The sequence below is a fragment of the Pseudoxanthomonas sp. JC1303 genome (assembly GCF_058448525.1).
Map to the genome: position 1 here is coordinate 3,545,600 of NZ_CP185958.1, position 19,154 is coordinate 3,564,753.

Annotated in this window: 16 protein-coding genes; 13 read left to right on the forward strand and 3 right to left on the reverse strand. The window is 68.5% G+C overall.

The genetic code is table 11. The features are described from left to right. Window positions 1-484 precede the first annotated feature (484 nt). Both ACORQU_RS15985 and ACORQU_RS15990 read left to right on the forward strand, forming a co-directional pair. Window positions 485-1,111: an NADPH-dependent F420 reductase gene (locus ACORQU_RS15985; protein WP_491642059.1), complete on the forward strand. Its 627-nt coding sequence runs from the start codon at window positions 485-487 to the stop codon at window positions 1,109-1,111. A gap of 430 nt (window positions 1,112-1,541) precedes the next feature. Further along, window positions 1,542-4,067 carry an excinuclease ABC subunit UvrA gene (locus tag ACORQU_RS15990; RefSeq protein WP_491642060.1) on the forward strand — a complete coding sequence of 842 codons (2,526 nt, stop codon included), beginning with the start codon at window positions 1,542-1,544 and terminating at the stop codon, window positions 4,065-4,067. Window positions 4,068-4,116: 49 nt separating this feature from the next. On the opposite strand, the gene ACORQU_RS15995 is transcribed toward ACORQU_RS15990, so the two are convergent. Continuing rightward, window positions 4,117-4,320 carry a hypothetical protein gene (locus ACORQU_RS15995; protein ID WP_491642061.1) on the reverse strand — a complete coding sequence of 68 codons (204 nt, stop codon included), beginning with the start codon at window positions 4,318-4,320 and terminating at the stop codon, window positions 4,117-4,119. A gap of 60 nt (window positions 4,321-4,380) precedes the next feature. On the opposite strand from ACORQU_RS15995, the gene ACORQU_RS16000 reads away from it, so the two are divergent. The 7 genes from ACORQU_RS16000 to ACORQU_RS16030 all read left to right on the forward strand — a co-directional run bounded on the left by ACORQU_RS16000 (window position 4,381) and on the right by ACORQU_RS16030 (window position 12,330). Further along, on the forward strand, window positions 4,381-5,220 hold the full coding sequence (locus ACORQU_RS16000; RefSeq protein WP_491642062.1) for an alpha/beta hydrolase: 840 nt from the start codon (window positions 4,381-4,383) through the stop codon (window positions 5,218-5,220). A 112-nt stretch (window positions 5,221-5,332) separates the two neighbouring features. Beyond that, on the forward strand, window positions 5,333-6,790 hold the full coding sequence (locus ACORQU_RS16005; RefSeq protein WP_491642063.1) for a glycoside hydrolase family 30 protein: 1,458 nt from the start codon (window positions 5,333-5,335) through the stop codon (window positions 6,788-6,790). A 411-nt stretch (window positions 6,791-7,201) separates the two neighbouring features. Beyond that, window positions 7,202-8,878, forward strand: coding sequence for an FAD-dependent oxidoreductase (locus ACORQU_RS16010; protein WP_491642064.1), 1,677 nt, complete (start codon window positions 7,202-7,204; stop codon window positions 8,876-8,878). Further along, window positions 8,878-9,183 (forward strand): UBP-type zinc finger domain-containing protein, encoded by a 306-nt coding sequence (locus ACORQU_RS16015; RefSeq protein ID WP_271646190.1) that lies wholly within the window; start codon window positions 8,878-8,880, stop codon window positions 9,181-9,183. The genes ACORQU_RS16010 and ACORQU_RS16015 overlap by 1 nt, the downstream gene beginning before the upstream one ends. Before the next feature lie 376 nt (window positions 9,184-9,559). Further along, window positions 9,560-10,015 (forward strand): REP-associated tyrosine transposase, encoded by a 456-nt coding sequence (locus tag ACORQU_RS16020; RefSeq protein WP_271646189.1) that lies wholly within the window; start codon window positions 9,560-9,562, stop codon window positions 10,013-10,015. A 229-nt stretch (window positions 10,016-10,244) separates the two neighbouring features. Beyond that, window positions 10,245-11,675 (forward strand): MFS transporter, encoded by a 1,431-nt coding sequence (locus ACORQU_RS16025; protein WP_491642066.1) that lies wholly within the window; start codon window positions 10,245-10,247, stop codon window positions 11,673-11,675. Window positions 11,676-11,727: 52 nt separating this feature from the next. Beyond that, window positions 11,728-12,330: an HD domain-containing protein gene (locus tag ACORQU_RS16030; protein ID WP_491642067.1), complete on the forward strand. Its 603-nt coding sequence runs from the start codon at window positions 11,728-11,730 to the stop codon at window positions 12,328-12,330. On the opposite strand, the gene ACORQU_RS16035 is transcribed toward ACORQU_RS16030, so the two are convergent. Both ACORQU_RS16035 and ACORQU_RS16040 read right to left on the reverse strand, forming a co-directional pair. After that, window positions 12,327-12,755 (reverse strand): type II toxin-antitoxin system death-on-curing family toxin, encoded by a 429-nt coding sequence (locus ACORQU_RS16035; protein ID WP_491642068.1) that lies wholly within the window; start codon window positions 12,753-12,755, stop codon window positions 12,327-12,329. The genes ACORQU_RS16030 and ACORQU_RS16035 overlap by 4 nt on opposite strands. Window position 12,756: 1 nt before the next feature. Beyond that, a complete protein-coding gene (locus ACORQU_RS16040) occupies window positions 12,757-12,978 on the reverse strand; it encodes an AbrB/MazE/SpoVT family DNA-binding domain-containing protein (RefSeq protein ID WP_491642069.1) in 222 nt (73 codons plus the stop codon). A 122-nt stretch (window positions 12,979-13,100) separates the two neighbouring features. Here ACORQU_RS16040 and lexA point away from each other — a divergent pair, with 122 nt between their 5' ends. The 4 genes from lexA to ACORQU_RS16060 all read left to right on the forward strand — a co-directional run bounded on the left by lexA (window position 13,101) and on the right by ACORQU_RS16060 (window position 19,147). After that, window positions 13,101-13,706 (forward strand): transcriptional repressor LexA, encoded by a 606-nt coding sequence (gene lexA, locus ACORQU_RS16045; RefSeq protein ID WP_491642071.1) that lies wholly within the window; start codon window positions 13,101-13,103, stop codon window positions 13,704-13,706. Between the two features lie 7 nt (window positions 13,707-13,713). After that, window positions 13,714-14,364: a translesion DNA synthesis-associated protein ImuA gene (imuA, locus tag ACORQU_RS16050; RefSeq protein ID WP_491642072.1), complete on the forward strand. Its 651-nt coding sequence runs from the start codon at window positions 13,714-13,716 to the stop codon at window positions 14,362-14,364. Between the two features lie 89 nt (window positions 14,365-14,453). Next, window positions 14,454-15,884 carry a Y-family DNA polymerase gene (locus tag ACORQU_RS16055; protein WP_491642073.1) on the forward strand — a complete coding sequence of 477 codons (1,431 nt, stop codon included), beginning with the start codon at window positions 14,454-14,456 and terminating at the stop codon, window positions 15,882-15,884. After that, window positions 15,881-19,147, forward strand: coding sequence for an error-prone DNA polymerase (locus ACORQU_RS16060; RefSeq protein WP_491642074.1), 3,267 nt, complete (start codon window positions 15,881-15,883; stop codon window positions 19,145-19,147). Before ACORQU_RS16055 ends, ACORQU_RS16060 begins: the two co-directional genes overlap by 4 nt. The last annotated feature ends 7 nt before the right edge of the window (window positions 19,148-19,154 follow it).

The following is a 19,154-nucleotide window of genomic DNA, read 5'->3' on the forward strand; positions in this document are numbered from 1 at the left end:
CCGTTCTATCTCGACGTTGCGCCGTCACTTGGCCCATCAGGCACGTCTACTAGGACATCCTGAGCGAACGCATGCTGCGGAGTGGGCGCTAGATCCTTGATCTGACTTTTCTCACGTGGAAGCGGAGCTGGAAATTGACAGTTGGGTCGGCCTGTTTGTGATCGAGGAAGGATTGCCGTTCGGGTGCGGGTTGAAGCCTGACTAGGCCACCGATGGGACGGCATACGTTGCCATTTGCATCCAGGGCGACTCTTACTTTCCCCGCGGTCGAAACGAATCCCTCGCCAAGCGAGTGTGGAGGATCTCTAAGTCGGTGACCTTGGCGACGGATGCTGATGGTGGATTTGAGAACCATTGCAAGCTGGGGCGGCGTGATGTCTTTCGGTTCACGCGGATGAAAGGTGCCTAGCGAATTCTTCACCCTGATGCCGTGATGCGATGAGGATCATCGTGGGTACTTTCATCTAGTTCCAAAGGACATCCCATGAAGATCGGATTCATCGGCAGCGGCAACATCGGCTCCATCGTGGCGCGCAAGGCCATCGAGGCCGGGCACGAGGTGATCATGTCCAATTCGCGCGGGCCGGAGACCTTGTCTGGCTTGATTGGCGAACTTGGCCCCAAGGCCAGCGCCGCTACCGCGCAGGAGGCGGCTGAGCAGGGCGAGATGGTGGTGGTCACCATCCCGCTGAAGGACTTGAAGGACGTGCCGGTCGCGCCGTTGGCCGGCAAAGTGATCATTGACACCATGAACTACTACCCCGAGCGTGACGGCCAGATTGCCGCGCTGGACAGTGGCGATACCACTACCAGCGAGATGACCGCTGATCACCTGCCACAGTCGAAGGTGGTCAAGGCCTTCAACTCCATCCACGCCGAGGAGATCGGCACGGCGGCCCGGCCCAAGGGCGATCCGGAACGCCGCGCCTTGCCCATCGTCGGTGACGATGTCTCGGCCAAGGCCGTGGTGGCCGAGCTGATCGAATCTTTCGGTTTTGACGTGCTGGACGCCGGTAACCTGCATGAAGGCTTTCGCTACGAAAATGGCACCCCCGCCTACGGTGCCCGCGTCGGCAAGGCCGAACTGGAAAAGTTGCTCGCCAAGGCCTGATCTCCGGGCGTTGTCCGCTGAGACAGGGCTCCTTATCGCCATCTGCCGATGACACGAAACGCCCCGCAGTGCGGGGCGCTTCTATTGGTGCGTGCGACTCGCTGAGTAGTGGCGCTAGAACTGCCGGGTGACGAAGCAGTCGTGACCAGCGCGCAGGGATGGCGATGCAGTGGGACAGGTCCACTTGAGAGCGGGAGTCGGCTCGCGGGATTGGAGGCGTCCGTCGCTCCAAGCCGCAACCTTCGATAGGTTCCGCCCGCCGCAAAGCACTGTGGCGTGGTTAGGCGTTCGGGCCCTACCTGGTGAAAGCTGGGGCGTCCCCATGGGACGCTTCCACGGAGCGCTTGCAGGGTGCGACCTGGCCGCCATTCGCGCCCCCGATGCGAACCGTCCCGGATAATCGCGGGGTTCTTTTGCGAGTGCCGTCGTCATGTCCCAAGCTTCCCCATCCGGCGCTGCCGGCTATGTCCGCGTGCGTGGTGCGCGCGAGCACAACCTCAAGGACGTGGACGTGGACATCCCGCGTGATGCGCTGGTGGTGTTTACCGGGGTGTCGGGGTCAGGCAAGTCCTCGTTGGCCTTTGGCACCTTGTTCGCCGAGGCGCAGCGGCGCTACCTGGATTCGATCTCGCCCTATGCACGGCGTTTGATCGACCAGGCCGGCGTACCCGAGGTGGACGCCATCGAAGGCCTGCCCCCGGCGGTGGCCTTGCAGCAGCAGCGTGGCGCGCCGAGTACGCGCTCGTCGGTGGGCAGTGTCACCACCATCTCCAACTCGCTGCGCATGCTGTACTCGCGCGCCGGCGATTACCCCAAGGGGCAGGAGATCATCTATGCCGATGGGTTTTCACCCAATACCCCCGCCGGGGCGTGTCCCACCTGCCATGGACTGGGGCGTGTGTATGAAGCCACCGAGGCCTCGATGGTGCCCGACCGCAGCCTGACCATCCGCGAGCGCGCAGTGGCGGCCTGGCCGGGCGCCTGGCACGGACAGAACCAGCGCGACATCCTGACCACGCTGGGCATCGATGTGGACCTGCCGTGGTCCAAGCTACCCAAGAAGACCCGCGACTGGATCCTGTTCACCGACGAGCAGCCGGTGGTGCCGGTGTACCCCGGCTTCAGCCTGGCCCAGACCCAGGCCGCGCTCAAGCGCAAGACCGAGCCCAGCTACATGGGCACCTTCACCAGTGCGCGGCGTCATGTGCTGCATACCTTCGCCACCACCCAGAGTGCGCAGCAGAAAAAGCGCGCGTCGCAGTACCTGGTCAGCACGCTGTGCCCGAGCTGCGACGGCAAACGCCTGCGGCGCGAGGCGCTGTCGGTCACCTTTGCCGGGCTGGATATCGGGGCGCTCTCGCAGTTGCCCTTGAGCGAGGTGGCGGCCCGGCTGACACCGGCTGCGCAGGGCAGGGCGCATCGCGGCGATGGTCATCCCGAGCAGGCCATCGCCGCCCAGCGCATCGCGCAGGATCTGCTGGCGCGCATCGCCATCCTGCAGGACCTGGGCCTGGGTTACCTGACCCTGGAGCGCGGCACGCCGACGCTTTCACCGGGTGAATTGCAGCGCCTGCGCCTGGCCACGCAGATCCGTTCGCAGCTGTTTGGCGTGGTCTATGTCATGGATGAGCCATCCGCTGGCTTGCACCCGGCCGATGCGCAGGCGCTGCTGCGGGCGCTGGATCAGTTGAAGGGCGCAGGCAATTCGATCTTCGTGGTCGAACACGAGATCGACGTGATTCGCCATGCCGACTGGATTGTGGATGTTGGTCCTGCGGCGGGCGAGCAAGGCGGGCAGGTGCTGTACAGCGGCCCGCCGGCCGGCCTGGCCCAAGTCGAAGCCTCGGCCACCCGGCGTTATCTGTTTGGCGGGCAGCAGGCGGTGGTCAGTCGTACGCGCAAACCCAGTGCCTGGCTGCATCTGCGGGGCATCACCCGCAACAACGTCGATGGGCTGGACGTGGACATTCCCCTCGGCGTGTTCACCACGGTCACCGGGGTCAGTGGGTCGGGCAAGTCCTCGCTGGTCAGCCAGGCGCTGGTGGAATTGCTGGCCGATCACCTGGGACAGGCACGCACGGATGACGAAGACGCGCTCGATCCGCTGGAGCGCGGGGAAGAGATTCCCACCGGCGGCCACATCGTGGCCGGGCTGGAGCACGTGCGCCGGCTGGTTCGCGTGGACCAGAAAGCCATCGGCCGTACCCCGCGCTCCAACCTGGCTACCTACACCGGCCTGTTCGATCACGTGCGCAAGCGCTTTGCCGAAACACCGCAGGCCAGGCGGCGGCGCTTCGATGCCGGGCGGTTTTCCTTCAACGTCGCCAAGGGCCGTTGCGAAACCTGCCAGGGCGAGGGCGCGGTCAACGTGGAACTGTTGTTCATGCCCAGCGTCTATGCGCCTTGCCCGACCTGTCATGGCGCGCGCTACAACGCCAAGACCCTGGAGGTGGAGCTGCGCGGTCATAACATCGCCCAGGTCCTGCGCATGACCGTGGCGCAGGCCGCGGAATTCTTCGCCCAGGACGCCACCATCGCCCGCCCGCTGCAGGTCCTGATCGAGGTGGGGCTGGGCTATCTGCGCCTGGGGCAGCCTGCGACCGAACTCTCTGGCGGCGAAGCCCAGCGCATCAAGCTGGCCACCGAGCTGCAGCGCGCCCAGCGTCGCGACACCGTGTACGTGCTGGATGAACCTTCCACCGGCCTGCACCCGGCGGATGTGGACACGCTGATGACCCAGCTGCACGGGCTGGTGGAGGCGGGCAACACCGTGGTGGTGGTCGAGCACGACATGCGCGTGGCCGCTAGCAGCGACTGGGTGATCGACATGGGGCCGGGTGCCGGCGACCAGGGCGGCACGGTGATCGCGGCGGGACTGCCCGCCCAGGTGGCCAAGGCCAAGGGAAGCAGGACGGCGCCGTTCCTGCACGAGGTGTTGCACCCCAGCGGCGATTGATCGATGGGCGCCTACTCGGCGGGGACGCCGAGCAACGCGGCTGCCGCCATCAGCACCGACAGCGCGGCAAAGGCCAGGCGGCGCGTGCGCTGTGCCTGGCCAGCACGGCGGCCAGCGCGCACTGCAGCGCGTAGTACGCGGAAAACGCGCGCGAGGCGTCGCTGGTGATCTGGTAGAGGTCGGCCGTCCAGGTCAGGACCAGGCCAACCGCCGCCAGCAGGGCGTAGGCGGTGCTTCGATCGACGTGGAGCACTGTAAGGATGGCCCGCGATCCGCGATCATGTTCGCCACGATGCAGGCGTGGAGAACGGGGTTGGTCGCAATTCGCAAGCCGGTGGGCGCGGGAGCAGAGGTCCTTTCCGATCCCTGCCAGGCCATCGCCCCGCAGCCGCAGACCTTATCCGGTGCGCGCAGCTTCACCTACCGCCAGGCGTCCGGGCGCGACCTGCGCGTGCATGTGCTGGCACCGGAGTCGGAGCAAGCCGGGGCGTCGCGTCCAGCGATTCTGTTCTTCTTCGGAGGGGCCTGGCGGGTCGGCGACATCAACGCCTTCCGCGCCCAGGCCGATGCGTGCGTGGCGCGCGGCTACGTGGCGGTGCTGGCCGACTACCGGGTCAAATGCCGCGATGGCACCAGCCCGCTGGATGCCGTGCGCGATGCCCACGCCGCCCACACCTGGCTGCGCGCAGAAGCCCACGGGCTTGGCGTGGACCCGGCGCGCATCGTCCTGTCCGGGGGCTCGGCCGGCGGCCACCTGGCGCTGACCACGGCGATGAAATCCGCGCGCGCGCATCGCCCCGCGGCGCTGGTGTTGTTCAATCCGGCGGTGGATCTGGTCGGTCCGGCGCCGCTGGCGCTCAAGCTGGTCGCCCGGCGCATCTCGCCCAGCGTGCTGCCCGTGGCCGGGCTGCCATCGACGCTGGTCTTCCATGGGCAGGACGATCAGGTGGTGCCCATCCACACTGTGGAGGCGTTCTGTGCGCGCGCCGTGCGGGCCGGACGGCTCTGCCAGCTGCAGACCTACGCCGGGCATGGGCATGGCTTCTTCCACGGACAGCAGGACGATGCCGCGCTGGGGCGCTCGCCGTTCGCCGACACGCTGCAGCGAATGTGGCGGTTCCTGGACGCGCAGGGGATCACGCCGGCGGGCTGAGGCAGGCGCTGCGGCCTGCTGAGTCGACAGATGGTCCCATGTCGCTCCCCACGGCCCTCGGTTACCCTACCGGCCGCACTCAACACCCTGGGAGGGGAACGTGAAGCCATCCATGCTCTTGTCGGCCGTGGGCACGCTCGGTGTCCTGCTGGCGCAGGCCGGACCCGCGCAGGCCGCCGCCGTGACCACCGCGGCCTATACCCCGGCTGGCGGCGCGGTCACCGTCTACACCACCGCCGAGGGCGCTGCCACACAGATGGTGCCCAGCCAGGTGGCCGCGCCGAAGCCCGGGCATACGCTGAAAGAGGTGGAGAACTCGATCTTCGTCGACCCCACGCGCCGCTTCCAGGAGATGCTGGGCATCGGCGGGGCCATCACCGACGCCTCGGCCGAGGTCTACGCCAAGCTGGACAAACCCACCCGGGCCGAGTTCATGAAGGCCTACTACGATCCCAAGAACGGCATCGGCTACACCTGGGCGCGCACCACCATCCACAGCTCGGATTTTTCCAGCGCCAGCTACACCTACATCAAGGAAGGCGATGCCGCGCTGAAGACCTTCAGCATCGATCATGACCGCAAGTACCGCATCCCGATGATCAAGGATGCGATCGCCGCGGCCGGCGGCAGCCTGCCGATGTTCGCCAGCCCGTGGAGCGCGCCGGCCTTCATGAAGGACACCGGCAACATGCTGCACGGCGGCCATCTGCTGCCCAAGTATGATGACGCCTGGGCGCAGTACTACACCAAGTTCATCGCCGCCTACGAGAAGGCCGGCATCCCGATCTGGGGCATCAGCATCCAGAACGAGCCGATGGCCGTGCAGACCTGGGAATCGATGCAGTACTCGGCCGAGGAGGAGCGCGACTTCCTGCGCGACCACCTCGGTCCGACCATGGCCAAGGCCGGCTACGGCGACAAGCCGATCATTGTGTGGGACCACAACCGCGACATGATGGTCCACCGCGCGCACGTGATCTTCGACGACCCGGAAGCGGCCAAGTACGCCTGGGGCATGGGGTTCCACTGGTACGAGACCTGGGCCGGGTTCGACCCGATGTTCGAGAACGTCGCCGAGGTGACCCGCGCCTACCCGGACAAGCCGGTGCTGCTGACCGAGGCCACCGTGGAGAAGTTCGACCCGGCGCGCTACCAGTACTGGCCCAATGGCGAGCGCTATGGCACCTCGATCATCCACGACCTCAACGGCGGCTCGGTGGCGTGGACCGACTGGAACGTGCTGCTGGACGAGCACGGTGGCCCCAACCACGTGGGCAACTTCTGCTTCTCGCCGATCCACGCCGATACCCGCACCGGCAAGCTGATCTACACGCCCAGCTACTGGTACATCGGCCACTTCTCCAAGTTCATCCGTCCCGGCGCCAAACGCGTCAGCGCGGCGAGCAGCCGCAGCAATTTGATGACGACCTCCTTCATCAACCCGGACAACTCGCTGGCCACCGTGGTGATGAATGCCAGCGACAAGGCGATCACCTACAACTTCTACGTCGGCGAGCAGTCCACCCAGGTGGAAATCCCGGCGCACGCGATCCAGACGCTGGTGTACTGACCGGTTCGTCGTGATGTTTGCTCGCGAGGGGCGCCGAGCCAGCTCGGCGCTACGGTGCGGCATGCGTGCACCATACCCCTTCCGGGCCACGCGTGTAGAGCGGACCTTGGTCCGCTGAGGCGTTCCCAGCGATCTGCCCGGAAAGCCGCCGAGCAAGCCCGGCGCGACGGTGCACAGGCGTGCACCACACCCCTTCCGGGCCATGCCTGTAGAGCGGACCTCGGTCCGCTGAGGCGTTCCCGGTGATCTGTCCGGAAAGCCGCCGAGCAAGCCCGGCGCGACGGCGTGCACCACATCCACGGATGAAGGCCAGCGGCTTGCCGCGGGCATGCCGACAGGGCGGGTCAGGCACGGCCGTTGGTGGTAGAAAGTGGGCCTGGCGCACTCGGCGCCCGTCGACCGGAGACGCCCATGGCCCTGAGTGATACCCGCCGGCACCAGATGTATCCGGTGCTGGACGCCGGGCAGCTGGCGCTGGCGCAACGTTTCGCCAGTGGTCCGCCGCGTCGCTTCGCGCCGGGCGAGGCCGTATTCGAGGTGGGCGAGCATGCCGCCCCGGTCTGGCTGGTGCTGGAGGGCAGCCTGTCGGTGATCCGGCGCGATGGCCTGGGCCATCAGGCGCAGATCACCGAGCACCGCGCCGGGCAGTTCAGCGGCGAGGTCAGCCAGCTGGCCGGGCGCAGTTCGCTGGCCGGCGGCGTGGCCGGTGAGCATGGGTGCATGGCCGTGCCGCTGGATGCCGCGCATCTGCGCGCGCTGGTGATCGGCGCGGCCGAACTGGGCGAGCTGGTGATGCGTGCGCTGATCCTGCGCCGGGTCGGGCTGATCGAAAGCGACGCGGTAGGGTCGGTGCTGGTCGGGCACCCCGGCGAGGCGCACCTGGTGCGGCTGCAGGGCTTTTTGACGCGCAATGGCTATCCCAACGCACTGCTCGATGTCACCGTACCCGGCGAAGGGCGCGCGGTGGTCGAACGGATGGGCCTGCACGCCGAAGACCTGCCCTTGATGATCTGCCCCAACGGCACGGTGCTCCGGCGGCCGACCGATGCCGCCGCCGCCGGCTGTCTGGGCATGACCCCCGAGCTGGACCCGGACATCGTCCACGATGTGGTGGTGGTCGGTGCCGGGCCGGCAGGGCTGGCGACGGCGGTCTACGCCGCCTCGGAGGGCCTGAAGGTGCTGGTGCTGGAGCAGCGCGCCATTGGCGGGCAGGCCGGGGCTTCGATGCGGATCGAGAACTACCTGGGCTTTCCGACCGGTATCTCCGGGCAGGGACTGGCCGGGCGCGCGTACAACCAGGCGCTGAAGTTCGGTGCCGAACTGGCCCTGCCGCTGGACGTGCTCCGCCTGGATTGCGCGGCCAGCGCGGAGGACCCGCTGGCGCCGCTGAAGCTGGTCCTGGACAGTGGTGCCACGGTGTCGGCACGTACCGTGGTGGTGGCGTCCGGTGCGCGCTATCGGCGTCCGGCGCTGGAACAGCTGGCGCGCTTCGAAGGCGCGGGCGTGTCCTACTGGGCCTCGCCCATCGAGGCGCGCATGTGCAGCGGCGAAGAGGTCGCGCTGCTGGGTGGGGGCAACTCGGCCGGGCAGGCCGTGGTCTTCCTGGCCCCGCAGGTCAAGACGCTGCACCTGGTGATTCGCGGCAAGGGGCTGGAAAGCTCGATGTCGCGCTACCTGATCGAACGCATCGCCGCGCTGCCCAACGTGGTGCTGCACACCGGCACCGAGCTGGTCGCGCTGGAGGCCGATGCCGACGGTGCGTTGGCTGGTGCGGTCTACCGCGAACGCGGCAGCGGGCAGACCCATCACTGCGACCTGCGCCACCTGTTCCTCTTCATCGGCGCCGATCCCAATACCGACTGGCTCAAGGGTTGCGTCGGCCTCGATCCGGCCGGCTTCGTCCTCACCGGCCAGCATGGCAGCTCCCTGCAGACCGATCGTCCCGGGGTGTTTGCCATCGGCGATGTCCGGGCCGGATCGGTCAAGCGTGTGGCCGCCGCGGTGGGAGAGGGGGCGCAGGTGGTGGCCCAGATCCACCAGTACCTCGCCGAGCTGGACGCCATGCAAACTTCCCGGGAGACCGTGTGATGCCGAAGACCTGCACGCATCTGGAGACCATCGAGGACGTCACGCCCAGCGCCCGCGGCTGCCAGGAGTGTCTGGCCATCGGCAGCCCCTGGGTGCATCTGCGCCTGTGCCGGACCTGTGGCCATGTCGGCTGCTGCGACGACTCCCCGCACCGGCACGCCAGCGCGCACTTCCGCGCCACCGGCCACCCCATCATCGAGGGTTACGATCCGCCCGAGGGCTGGGGCTGGTGCTACGTGGATCGGGTGGAGGTGGAATTGCCGGACCAGACGCCTCAAGTGGGGCCGATTCCACGCTTCGTCTGAGGCGGGCAACTTGCTCGCAGCGCTCGCGATTCCGGCCCTGATGGGCTGATCGGGTTGTCGTGATCTATCCCAAAAGCCGCCGAGCAAGCCCGGCGCTGCGGTCGGCCAGGTGTGCATCACAATCCGTCCAGGCCATGCGCGTAGAGCGGACCTTGGTCCGCTTGGGCCTTCCCAGCGAGCTGTCAGAAGGGCCGCCGAGCAGGCTCGGCGCTACGGTCGGCCAGGCGTACATCACAATCCGTCCAGGTCGTGCGCGTAGAGCGGACCTTGGTCCGCTGAGGCCTTCCCGGCGCTGCTCGACGGCTTCGGATTTATCCGACCCGTGCCTGCGCGCTGCACTGATGGGCGCGTGGTGCCACGAGCGGGACGCTGGGGCATGCCCAGTCCATTACTCCTGCGTGGCCGCCGCTCGTCTCTGGATGCGGTCTACATGATCACCACGGTGACCGTGCTGCGACAGCGCTGGCTGGCGCCTGCCTCGGCGGCGCAGGGTGTCGAGGCGGTCCTGCGGAACATGGATGCTGCCGGTTGGACCACGTCGTTGGCGTGGGTTGTCATGCCTGATCATCTGCATTGGTTGTTTGTGCTGCAGGCGGGGGGCCTGAGTTCCGTCGTGCAGCGAGCCAAGTCGTGCGCCGCCCGCAGCGTCAACGCCGCGCACGCGCGCAGCGGAGCGGTGTGGCAGGCGGGCTTCTACGACCGTCAACTCCGTGCCGATGAGGACCTGCGGACCTTGGCCTATTACATCCTGGCCAATCCGGTCCGCAGCGGGCTGGCCGGGCAGGTCGGGGAGTATCCGTATGCCTGGTGTTATGCAGGCACGGACCCGTAGAGCGGACCTCGGTCCGCTTGGGCCTTCCCAGCGAGCTGTCCGGAACGCCGCCGAGCAAGCTCGGCGCTACAGGCCGCCGGTCGTACATCACGATCGGTCCGGGCAGGTGGGTCCGTGCGGTGTGTCGGCTGATGGGTCGAACCGGTGTGCTGACGCATGCGGATCACAGCGGCGCATACGGCGTTGCGCGAAAATAGGCTCGCCCCCCCCTCGCTTATCCCCCGGTCCGTTGAAACCCGAACGCCTGCTGCCCCTGATCGTCGCCACCGCCTTGTTCATCGAGAACATGGACTCCACGGCGATCACCACCTCGCTGCCGGCGATCGCGCGGGACCTGGGGGTCGAGCCGGTCGCGCTGAAGCTGGCGCTGACCACCTACATGCTGGCCCTGGCGGTGTTCATTCCGATCAGCGGGTGGGTGGCCGACCGCTTCGGCGCGCGGCCGACCTTCATGACGGCCATTGGCGTGTTTCTGCTGGGGTCGCTGGGCTGTGCGGTGGCCGGCTCGCTGGAGTGGCTGGTGGTGGCGCGCTTCGTCCAGGGCATGGGCGGGGCGATGATGGTGCCGGTCGGGCGCCTGGTCCTGCTGCGCAGCGTGGCCAAGGCCGAACTGGTGCGCGCGCTGAGCTGGCTGACCATCCCGGCGTTGATGGGGCCGATCCTGGGTCCGCTGCTGGGCGGCATGATCACCACCTGGGGGCATTGGCGCTTCATCTTCCTGATCAACCTGCCGATGGGCGCGCTGGGCATCTTCCTGGCCTGGCGTCACATCCCGCTGCTCAAGGGCGAGGTCAAGCCGCTGGACTGGATGGGCTTTGTGCTGTCGGGCGTAGGCCTGGCCCTGGCGATGTTCGGTCTGGCCACGATGGGCCGGCACATGGTCAACCTGGGGCTTGCGCTGGGATGCGCGGCCTTGGGCGTGCTCGCGCTGCTGGGCTACGGCTGGCACGCGCGCCGGCATCCGCATCCGCTGGTGGACCTGGGCCTGCTGCGCATCCCGACCTATCGCATCGGGGTGCTGGGCGGTTCGCTGTTCCGCATCGGGATCGGTGCGATTCCGTTTCTGCTGCCGCTGATGCTGCAGCTGGGGTTCGGACTCAATCCGTTCGAGTCGGGCTTGGTGACCTTCACCTCGGCAGCCGGGGCGATGTTCATGAAGACCCTGGCCGCGAGCATCCTCAAGCGCTTCGGCTTCCGCCGGGTGCTGGTGGGCAATGCGGTGATCGCCTCGGTGGCGCTGGCCGTGGTCGGGCTGTTCCGCGAATCCACGCCCTACGCGCTGATGGGGGGGGTGTTGCTGGTGAGCGGCTGCTTTCGCTCGCTGCAGTTCACCAGTCTCAACGCCATCGTTTACGCCGACGTCGACCAGGCGCGCATGGCCCAGGCCAGCAGCCTGGCGGCGATGATCCAGCAGATCTCGCTGGCCTTGGGCATCACCGTGGGCGGCTACGCTTTGACCGTGGCCAGCCTGGCGACCGGGCAGGCCACCGGCGTGCCGATCAACTTCACCTTCGCCTTCCTCACTGTGGCGTTGATCTCGGCCAGCTCGGTGCTGGTGATGCGCCAGCTGACGCCCGATGCCGGCGCGGAAATGGCCGGGCGCGCCAAGCCCGGTGAGGAAGTACACGAACCCAAGGTGGTGGCGCGGCCCGGCAACTGATGCCGCGGCCCTGGCCACCGTCCTGCGCTTTCACGATCACAGGAGAAGAACGATGGACCAGACAACCGCCACCGCAACCGCGCTGCCGCGCCTGGTCGAGGCGATGACCTTCGCCGCCGAGGCGCACAGCCTGCAGCGTCGCAAGGATGGCCTCACCCCGTACATCAACCACCCGATGGCCTTGGTGCGCATCCTGGCGGTGGAGGGCGGCGTGGACGATGTCGAGGTGCTGTGCGCGGCGGCCCTTCACGACTATCTGGAAGATTGCTGCGGGCCTGGTGCCGAGGTGCCGGCGCACCTGGCGATGTCGGTGGAGGCCGGGCGCGCGCGCCTGCTGGAGCGCTTCGGACCGCAGGTGCTGTCCTACGTCGATGCGGTCAGTGACGACAAATCACTGGCCAAGGCCGAGCGCAAGCGCCTGCAGGTCGAACACGCCGCCCACGTCCCGCACGGCGCCAAGCTGGTGAAGCTCGCCGACAAGATCGCCAACCTGCGCGACCTGCACCAGGCACCGCCGCAGGACTGGAGCCTGGCCCGCCGCCAGCAGTATTTCGACTGGGCCGCGCAGGTGATCGGGCAGGTGCGCGGGGCGCATCCGGAGTTGGAACGCGCGTTTGACGCGGCGCTGGCCCGAAGGCCGGTGTCGGGGGCTTAGTCCGCGTAGGTGGGGGCGGGCTCGTGGACGTGGGGTGCGGGCCTTGGCACCAGATGTTTGCGCAGCCAGTCTGCGAAGGCCGCTTCGTCGATCGAGCCGTCCGCCAGGCTGAGCATGGCGATGTACTTGTCTTCGTCGCGGGCCTGCAATTCAACATCGTTGAGCGCGAGGAACACGCGATAGCAGACGTGTGCGGTGCGCTTGTTGCCGTCCACGAAAGGATGGTTGCGGGCCAGTCCGAACGCCAGGCTGGCGGCCAGCGCGGCCAGGTCCGGCGGCGGATCGCCGTAGGAAAACAGCTGCTGAGGTCGGGCCAGGGCCGAATCGAGCAAGGCCTCGTCGCGCACGCCGCTGCCGCCGCCGTGTTCGGCCAGTTGGCGGTCGTGGATGGCCAGCGCCAAGGCACGGGTGATCCAGACGATCATGTCACTGGGCCAGCTTGTGCAGCACGGTGCGGTCCTCGCGCATGATCCGCTCGGCCACTTCCATCTGCTCGGCCAGGGTCGGGTCGAACACGGTGAGCTTGATGCCGTCCGGGGTCTCCAGCGCGTAGAGCTCGTCACCCTTGCCCAGGCGCAGGCGGGCCAGCAGGTCCTTGGGCAGGATGACGCCGGCCGAGTTGCCGATGGTGGTGATCTTGAGCTTCATAGTCGTTGCCTCGTTGTTATAACGATCGTTATATTGCGTCCCGCCCAGCCTGCATGCAAGGCGAGGGAAGGGCATCTGGTATCTCGCCTCATGCGACGCGATAGGTGTACAAATGTACACCTATGGACATCTTGCCCCCCAAACGCGCCGCCGTGCTGGCCTTCCTCCACGATCAGGCCCTGCGCGGCCATACGCCCAGCCTGGCGGAAATCGCCGCAGCATTCGGCTTCGCCTCGCGCAATGCGGCGCAAAAACATGTCCAGGCGCTGGCCGAGGCCGGGCTGATCCAGCTGCGTCCGGGTGAGAAGCGCGGTATCCGCCTGCCTGGCGGCGGGCGCCGGGACGGGCTGCTGGCGCTGCCGGTGCTGGGCCGGGTCGCGGCGGGTGTGCCAATCGGCGCGGACATCGGCCTGGACCAGCAACTGGTGCTGGATGCCGGGTTGTTCTCGCTGCGGCCGGATTACCTGTTGAAGGTGCAGGGCGACTCGATGATCGACGACGGCATCCTCGATGGCGACCTGGTCGGCGTGCATCGCAGCAATGAGGCGCGCGACGGCCAGACCGTGGTGGCGCGCATCGACGGCGAGCTGACCATCAAGCGGTTGGAGCGTGGCCCACGCCGGATCCGCCTGCTGCCGCGCAACCCGGCGCACGCGCCCATCGTGGTCCCGGCCGGGGCGGACTTCGCCATCGAAGGCCTGTACTGCGGCCTGGTGCGGCGGGGCTGAGCGCGCGATGTCTGAAGTCCCGCGCCGCGCGTTGTCGGCTGTGTCGTCCGCGGCGATGCCGCTGGACGACCTGTTGGCTGCGCGCACGGTGTGGCGGGCCGGACGCGGTGGCGGCGCCCAGCATGCCGGCGAGCCGACCGGATACGCGGCGCTGGATGCGGTGCTGCCCACCGCCGGCTGGCCGCGCAAGGCCTTGACCGAACTGCTGCTGCCGGCCGACGGCGTCGGCGAGATCGGCCTGCTGCTGCCCACGCTGGCGCGCATGACCGCTGCCGGTGGGCGCGTGGCGCTGGTGGCCCCGCCGTACGTGCCGTATGCGCCGGCCTGGCAGGGCGGCGGCATCGACCTGGCGCAGTTGGAGGTGATCGAGGCCGAACCGCGCGATGCGCTATGGGCGTTCGAGCAATGCCTGCGCAGCGGCGCCTGCGCGGCCGTGCTGGGCTGGCCGCAGACCGCTGACGAGCGCGCACTGCGGCGCCTGCAGGTGGCGGCCGACAGTGGCGACTGCTGTGGGTTCGCGCTGCGCGATGCACGCCATGCGGTCAACGCCTCACCGGCGGCGCTGCGCCTGGAATACCGCAGGGAGGAAGCTGCCTGGCGCGTGCGCAAATGTCGCGGCGGGCAGGTGCCGCCGCAGCCGCTGCGGCTGGTGCATTGAGGCGCGCGCATGTCATCGCATCGTCTCTTGCCGTGGAATCCGGCCTTCCGCCCCGACGCTGACGCCGCGCCTGCACAGGAGCGACGCTGATGCTCTGGGCCTGCATCCTGTTGCCGCACCTGGCCATGGACGCCGTGCTGCGGCGCCTGCCCGAAGACGAGCGCCGAGCGCCGCTGGTGCTGGTCGAAGGCCCGGCGCAGCTGCGGCGTCTGCACTCGGTCAATGCCACCGCCGCGCAGGCCGGCCTCAACCCCGGGATGCGCCTGTCGGCGGCGCACGCGCTGATGACCCAGGTGCGCACGGTCGATTTCGACGCCCAGGACCAGGCGCGCAGCCAGCGCTTCCTGGCCAGTTGGGCCTACCGGCACAGCTCGCTGGTCAGCCAGCAGTGGCCGCACGCCATCGTGCTGGAGGCGCGCGCGAGTTTCCGCCTGTTCGGGCCATGGCCGCAGTTCGCCCGACGCCTGCGCAAGGAGTTGGACACGCTGGGTTTCCGCCATCGCCTGGCATTGGCGCCGACACCGCGCGCGGCCCATGTGCTGGCCGGGCTGGAGGACGGCCAGGCCATTGCCAACCTCGCGCGCCTGCAGCGGGTGCTCGACGACGTGCCGGTGCGCGGCGCGCGGCTGCCGCAGGACAGTGGCGAGCGTCTGCACCGCATGGGCCTGCGTACGCTGGCCGCCGTGCGCGCATTGCCGCGCGAGGCCGTGCGACGGCGCTTCGGCCTGCCGCTACTGGAGCACCTGGACCGACTATACGGGCAGGCCGACGATCCGCTGGACTGGTACGCGCCACCAGACCATTTCGACGCGCGCGTGGAAATGGGCTACGAAGTGGAAAGCCACATGGCACTGCTGTTTCCGCTGCGGCGCTTGATCGGTGACCTGTGCACGTACCTGTCCATCCGCGACGGGGGCGTACAGCGTTTCGTGCTGCGGCTGGAGCACGAGCAGGGCCACACCGACGTGGACGTCGGCCTGTTGGCGCCCGAGCGCGACCAGGCGATGCTGTTCGAGCTGGCCCGCAACCGGTTGGAGCGGGTGTCGATTCCGCGCCCGGTGGTCGGCGTGCGTCTGCTGGCGCGCCAGCTGCCACCGTTCGTGCCGGCCGCGCGCGACCTGTTCGATACGCGCCCGCAGCAGGCCGTGGACTGGCCGCAGCTGCGCGAGCGCCTGCGTGCGCGACTGGGCGATGCGTCGGTGTATCGGGTCGAACCGGCGGGCGATCCGCGCCCGGAACGTGCCTGGCGCCGGGCCATCGGTGATGCCCCTGCGCGTGGCGTCGAAGCCGCGCCCGCCCGTCCGCCGCGCCCGACCTGGCTGCTGCCGCAGCCGGTCCCGCTGCACGCCCCGCCGAAGATCCTCTCCGGCCCCGAGCGCCTGGAAAGCGGCTGGTGGGACGACGGCGACACCCGTCGCGACTACTACGTGGTGGAGACCGCCCGGGGTCAGCGCGCCTGGGCGTTCTTGCCGGCGGGCGTGCGCGAGGGCGGCTGGATGCTGCACGGCTGGTTCGCATGAGCTGGGATGACGCCATCGACGGGGTGGATCGCGACACGCCCGGCGGGCGCATGCCGCGCGCCTGGCGCGTGGCCCAGCGCCTGCGCCAGGCCGCCAATGACGATGTGCTGCACGGCGGGCACGGCGATGGCCTGCCGGCCTATGCCGAGCTGCATTGCCTGTCCGACTTTTCGTTTCTGCGCGGCGCCTCGGATGCGGAAAGCCTGTTCGAGCGGGCCAAGGCCTGCGGCTACACCGCGCTGGCCATCACCGACGAATGTTCGCTGGCCGGCATCGTGCGCGGCTGGGAGGGCGCGCAGGCCACCGGCGTGCCGCTGATCGTCGGCAGCGAGTTCACCCTGGTCGATGGCACGCGCTTGGTCCTGCTGGTGGAAACGCGCGCCGGTTACACGCAGCTGTGCGCGCTGATCACCACCGCGCGCCGCGCGGCGACCAAGGGGTGCTACACGCTCACGCGCGCCGATGTGGAGGCGCAGTTTCGCCAAGCGGCACCGGAGCTGTTCGCGCTGTGGCTGCCGGGCGATGCGCCACGGGAAGAGGAGGCGCGATGGCTGCGCCAGGTATTTACAGAGCGCGCCTATCTGGCGGTGGAGCTGCTGCGCGAATGCGACGATACCGCGCGCCTGGACACGCTGCTGGCGCTCTCCCGACAGCTGGGCATGCCCCCCCTGGCCAGCGGCGATGTGCACATGGCCACGCGTCGCGACCGCGCGCTGCAGGACACCATGACCGCCATCCGCCACACCGTGCCGCTGGCCGAGGCCGGCGCGCAGCTGTTCCGCAATGGCGAGCGCCACCTGCGCTCGCGCCGGGCGCTGGGCAATATCTATCCGGCCGAACTGCTGCAGGCCACCGTCGCGCTGGCCCAGCGCTGCAGCGGCTTCGATCTCAGGCGCGATGTGCAATACGACTATCCGGCCGAGCTGGTGCCAGCCGGGCACACCGCCACCAGCTACCTGCGCGAACTGACCGAAGCCGGCATCCGCGCGCGCTGGGACGATCGCGGGCTGAAACTTTCGGCCAAGGTGCGCAGCGACATCGAGCAAGAGCTGGCGCTGATCGAGGAGCTCAAGTACGAGGCGTTCTTCCTGACCGTGCACGATGTGGTGCGCTTCGCGCGCTCGCAGCAGATCCTGTGCCAGGGGCGTGGCTCGTCGGCCAATTCGGCGGTTTGCTACGCGCTGGGCATCACCGCGGTGGACCCGGACGAGAACCGGCTGCTGATCTCGCGCTTTTTGTCCAAGGCGCGCAACGAGCCGCCGGACATCGACGTGGATTTCGAGAACGAGCGGCGCGAGGAAGTCATCCAGTACGTCTACCGCAAGTACGGCCGGCACCGCGCCGCGCTGGCGGCCACGGTCATCAGCTATCGCGGCAAGAGCGCGGTGCGCGATGTCGCCAAGGCCTTCGGCCTGCCACCGGACCAGATCGCGCTGCTGGCCAACTGCTTTGGCTGGGGTAATGGCGACACGCCGATGGAGCAGCGCCTGGCCGAGGCCGGCTTCGACACCGCCAATCCGCTGATCCTCAAGATCCTGGCGTTGACCTTCCAGCTGGAGGGCAAGCCTCGGCACCTGTCCCAGCACGTGGGCGGCTTTGTGATCGCCGAGCAGACCCTGTCCACGGTGGTGCCGGTGGAGAACGCGGCCATGGCCGAGCGCACTATCATCCAGTGGGAAAAGGACGACCTGGAAACCATGGGCATGCTCAAGGTCGACTGCCTGGCGCTGGGCATGCTGACCTGCATCCGCAAGACCCTGGACCTGGTGCGCGTGCATCGCGGGCGCGATTACGAGATCGCCACCATTCCAAAAGAAGACGCGCCGACCTACCAGATGATCCAGCTGGCCGACACGGTGGGCGTGTTCCAGATCGAGTCGCGCGCGCAGATGGCGATGCTGCCGCGGCTCAAGCCGGCGAAGTTTTACGACCTGGTGATCGAGGTGGCGATCGTGCGCCCCGGCCCCATCCAGGGCGACATGGTGCATCCCTATCTGCGACGCCGGCAGGGGCTGGAGCAGCCTACGTATCCATCGCAGGGCGTCGAGGAAATCCTCGGCCCGACCCTGGGCGTGCCGCTGTTCCAGGAGCAGGTGATGGAACTGGTGATCCATGCCGGGTATTCGCCGGACGAAGCCGATGGCCTGCGTCGCTCGATGGCGGCGTGGCGGCGTGGCGGGGACATGGAGCCGCATCGGCAGAAGATCCGCGCGCTGATGGAGGCCAAAGGCTATGACTCGGCCTTCATCGACCAGATCTTCGAGCAGATCAAAGGCTTCGGTTCCTACGGCTTCCCGCAGAGCCATGCGGCTTCGTTCGCCAAGCTGGTCTATGCCAGCTGCTGGTTGAAGCGGCACGAGCCGGCGGCGTTTGCCTGCGGGCTGTTGAATGCCCAGCCGATGGGTTTCTATTCGCCCAGCCAGATCGTGCAGGACGCGCGCCGCGGCAGGGCCGCGCGCGAGGCGATCCACGTGCTGCCGGTGGACGTGCTGCACAGCGACTGGGACAACACGCTCGTCGGTGGGCGGCCGTGGCGCAGCCAGGACGAGCTAGGGGCGCAGCCGGACATCCGCCTGGGGTTCCGCCAGGTCGCCGGCCTGTCCGAACTGGCGGGCAGGGCGATCGTGGCCGCGCGCGCGCAGCGACCGTTCTCCAGCGTCGAGGACCTGAGCCTGCGTGCGCAACTCGACGACAAGGCCCGCACCGCCCTGGCCGAAGCCGGTGCACTGCAATCCCTGGTCGGCCACCGCAATGCCGCGCGCTGGGCGGTGGCCGGGATCGAACGGCGCCGCCCGCTGCTGCCCGGCAGCCCGGCAGAGCGCCGCATCGACCTGCCTGCGCCGCGCATCGGCGAGGACATCACCGCCGACTACCGCAGCGTGGGCCTGAGCCTGGAAGCGCATCCGATGGCGCTGCTGCGCCCGCAGATGCGCGCCCAGCGCATCCTCGGCCTGCGCGAGCTGCAGGGCCGGGCCAGCGGCAGCGGCGTGCACGTGGCCGGGCTGGTCACCCAGCGCCAGCGCCCGGCCACGGCCAAGGGCACGATCTTCGTCACGCTGGAGGACGAGCACGGCATGATCAATGTCATCGTCTGGTCGCACCTGGCGATACGCCGCCGGCGCGCGCTGCTGGAGTCGCGGCTGCTGGCGGTGCGCGGGCGCTGGGAGCGCGTGGATGGTGTCGAACACCTCATCGCCGGCGATCTACGCGACATGAGCGAACTGCTGGGCGAACTGTCGCTGCCCTCCCGGGATTTCCATTGAACGCCTT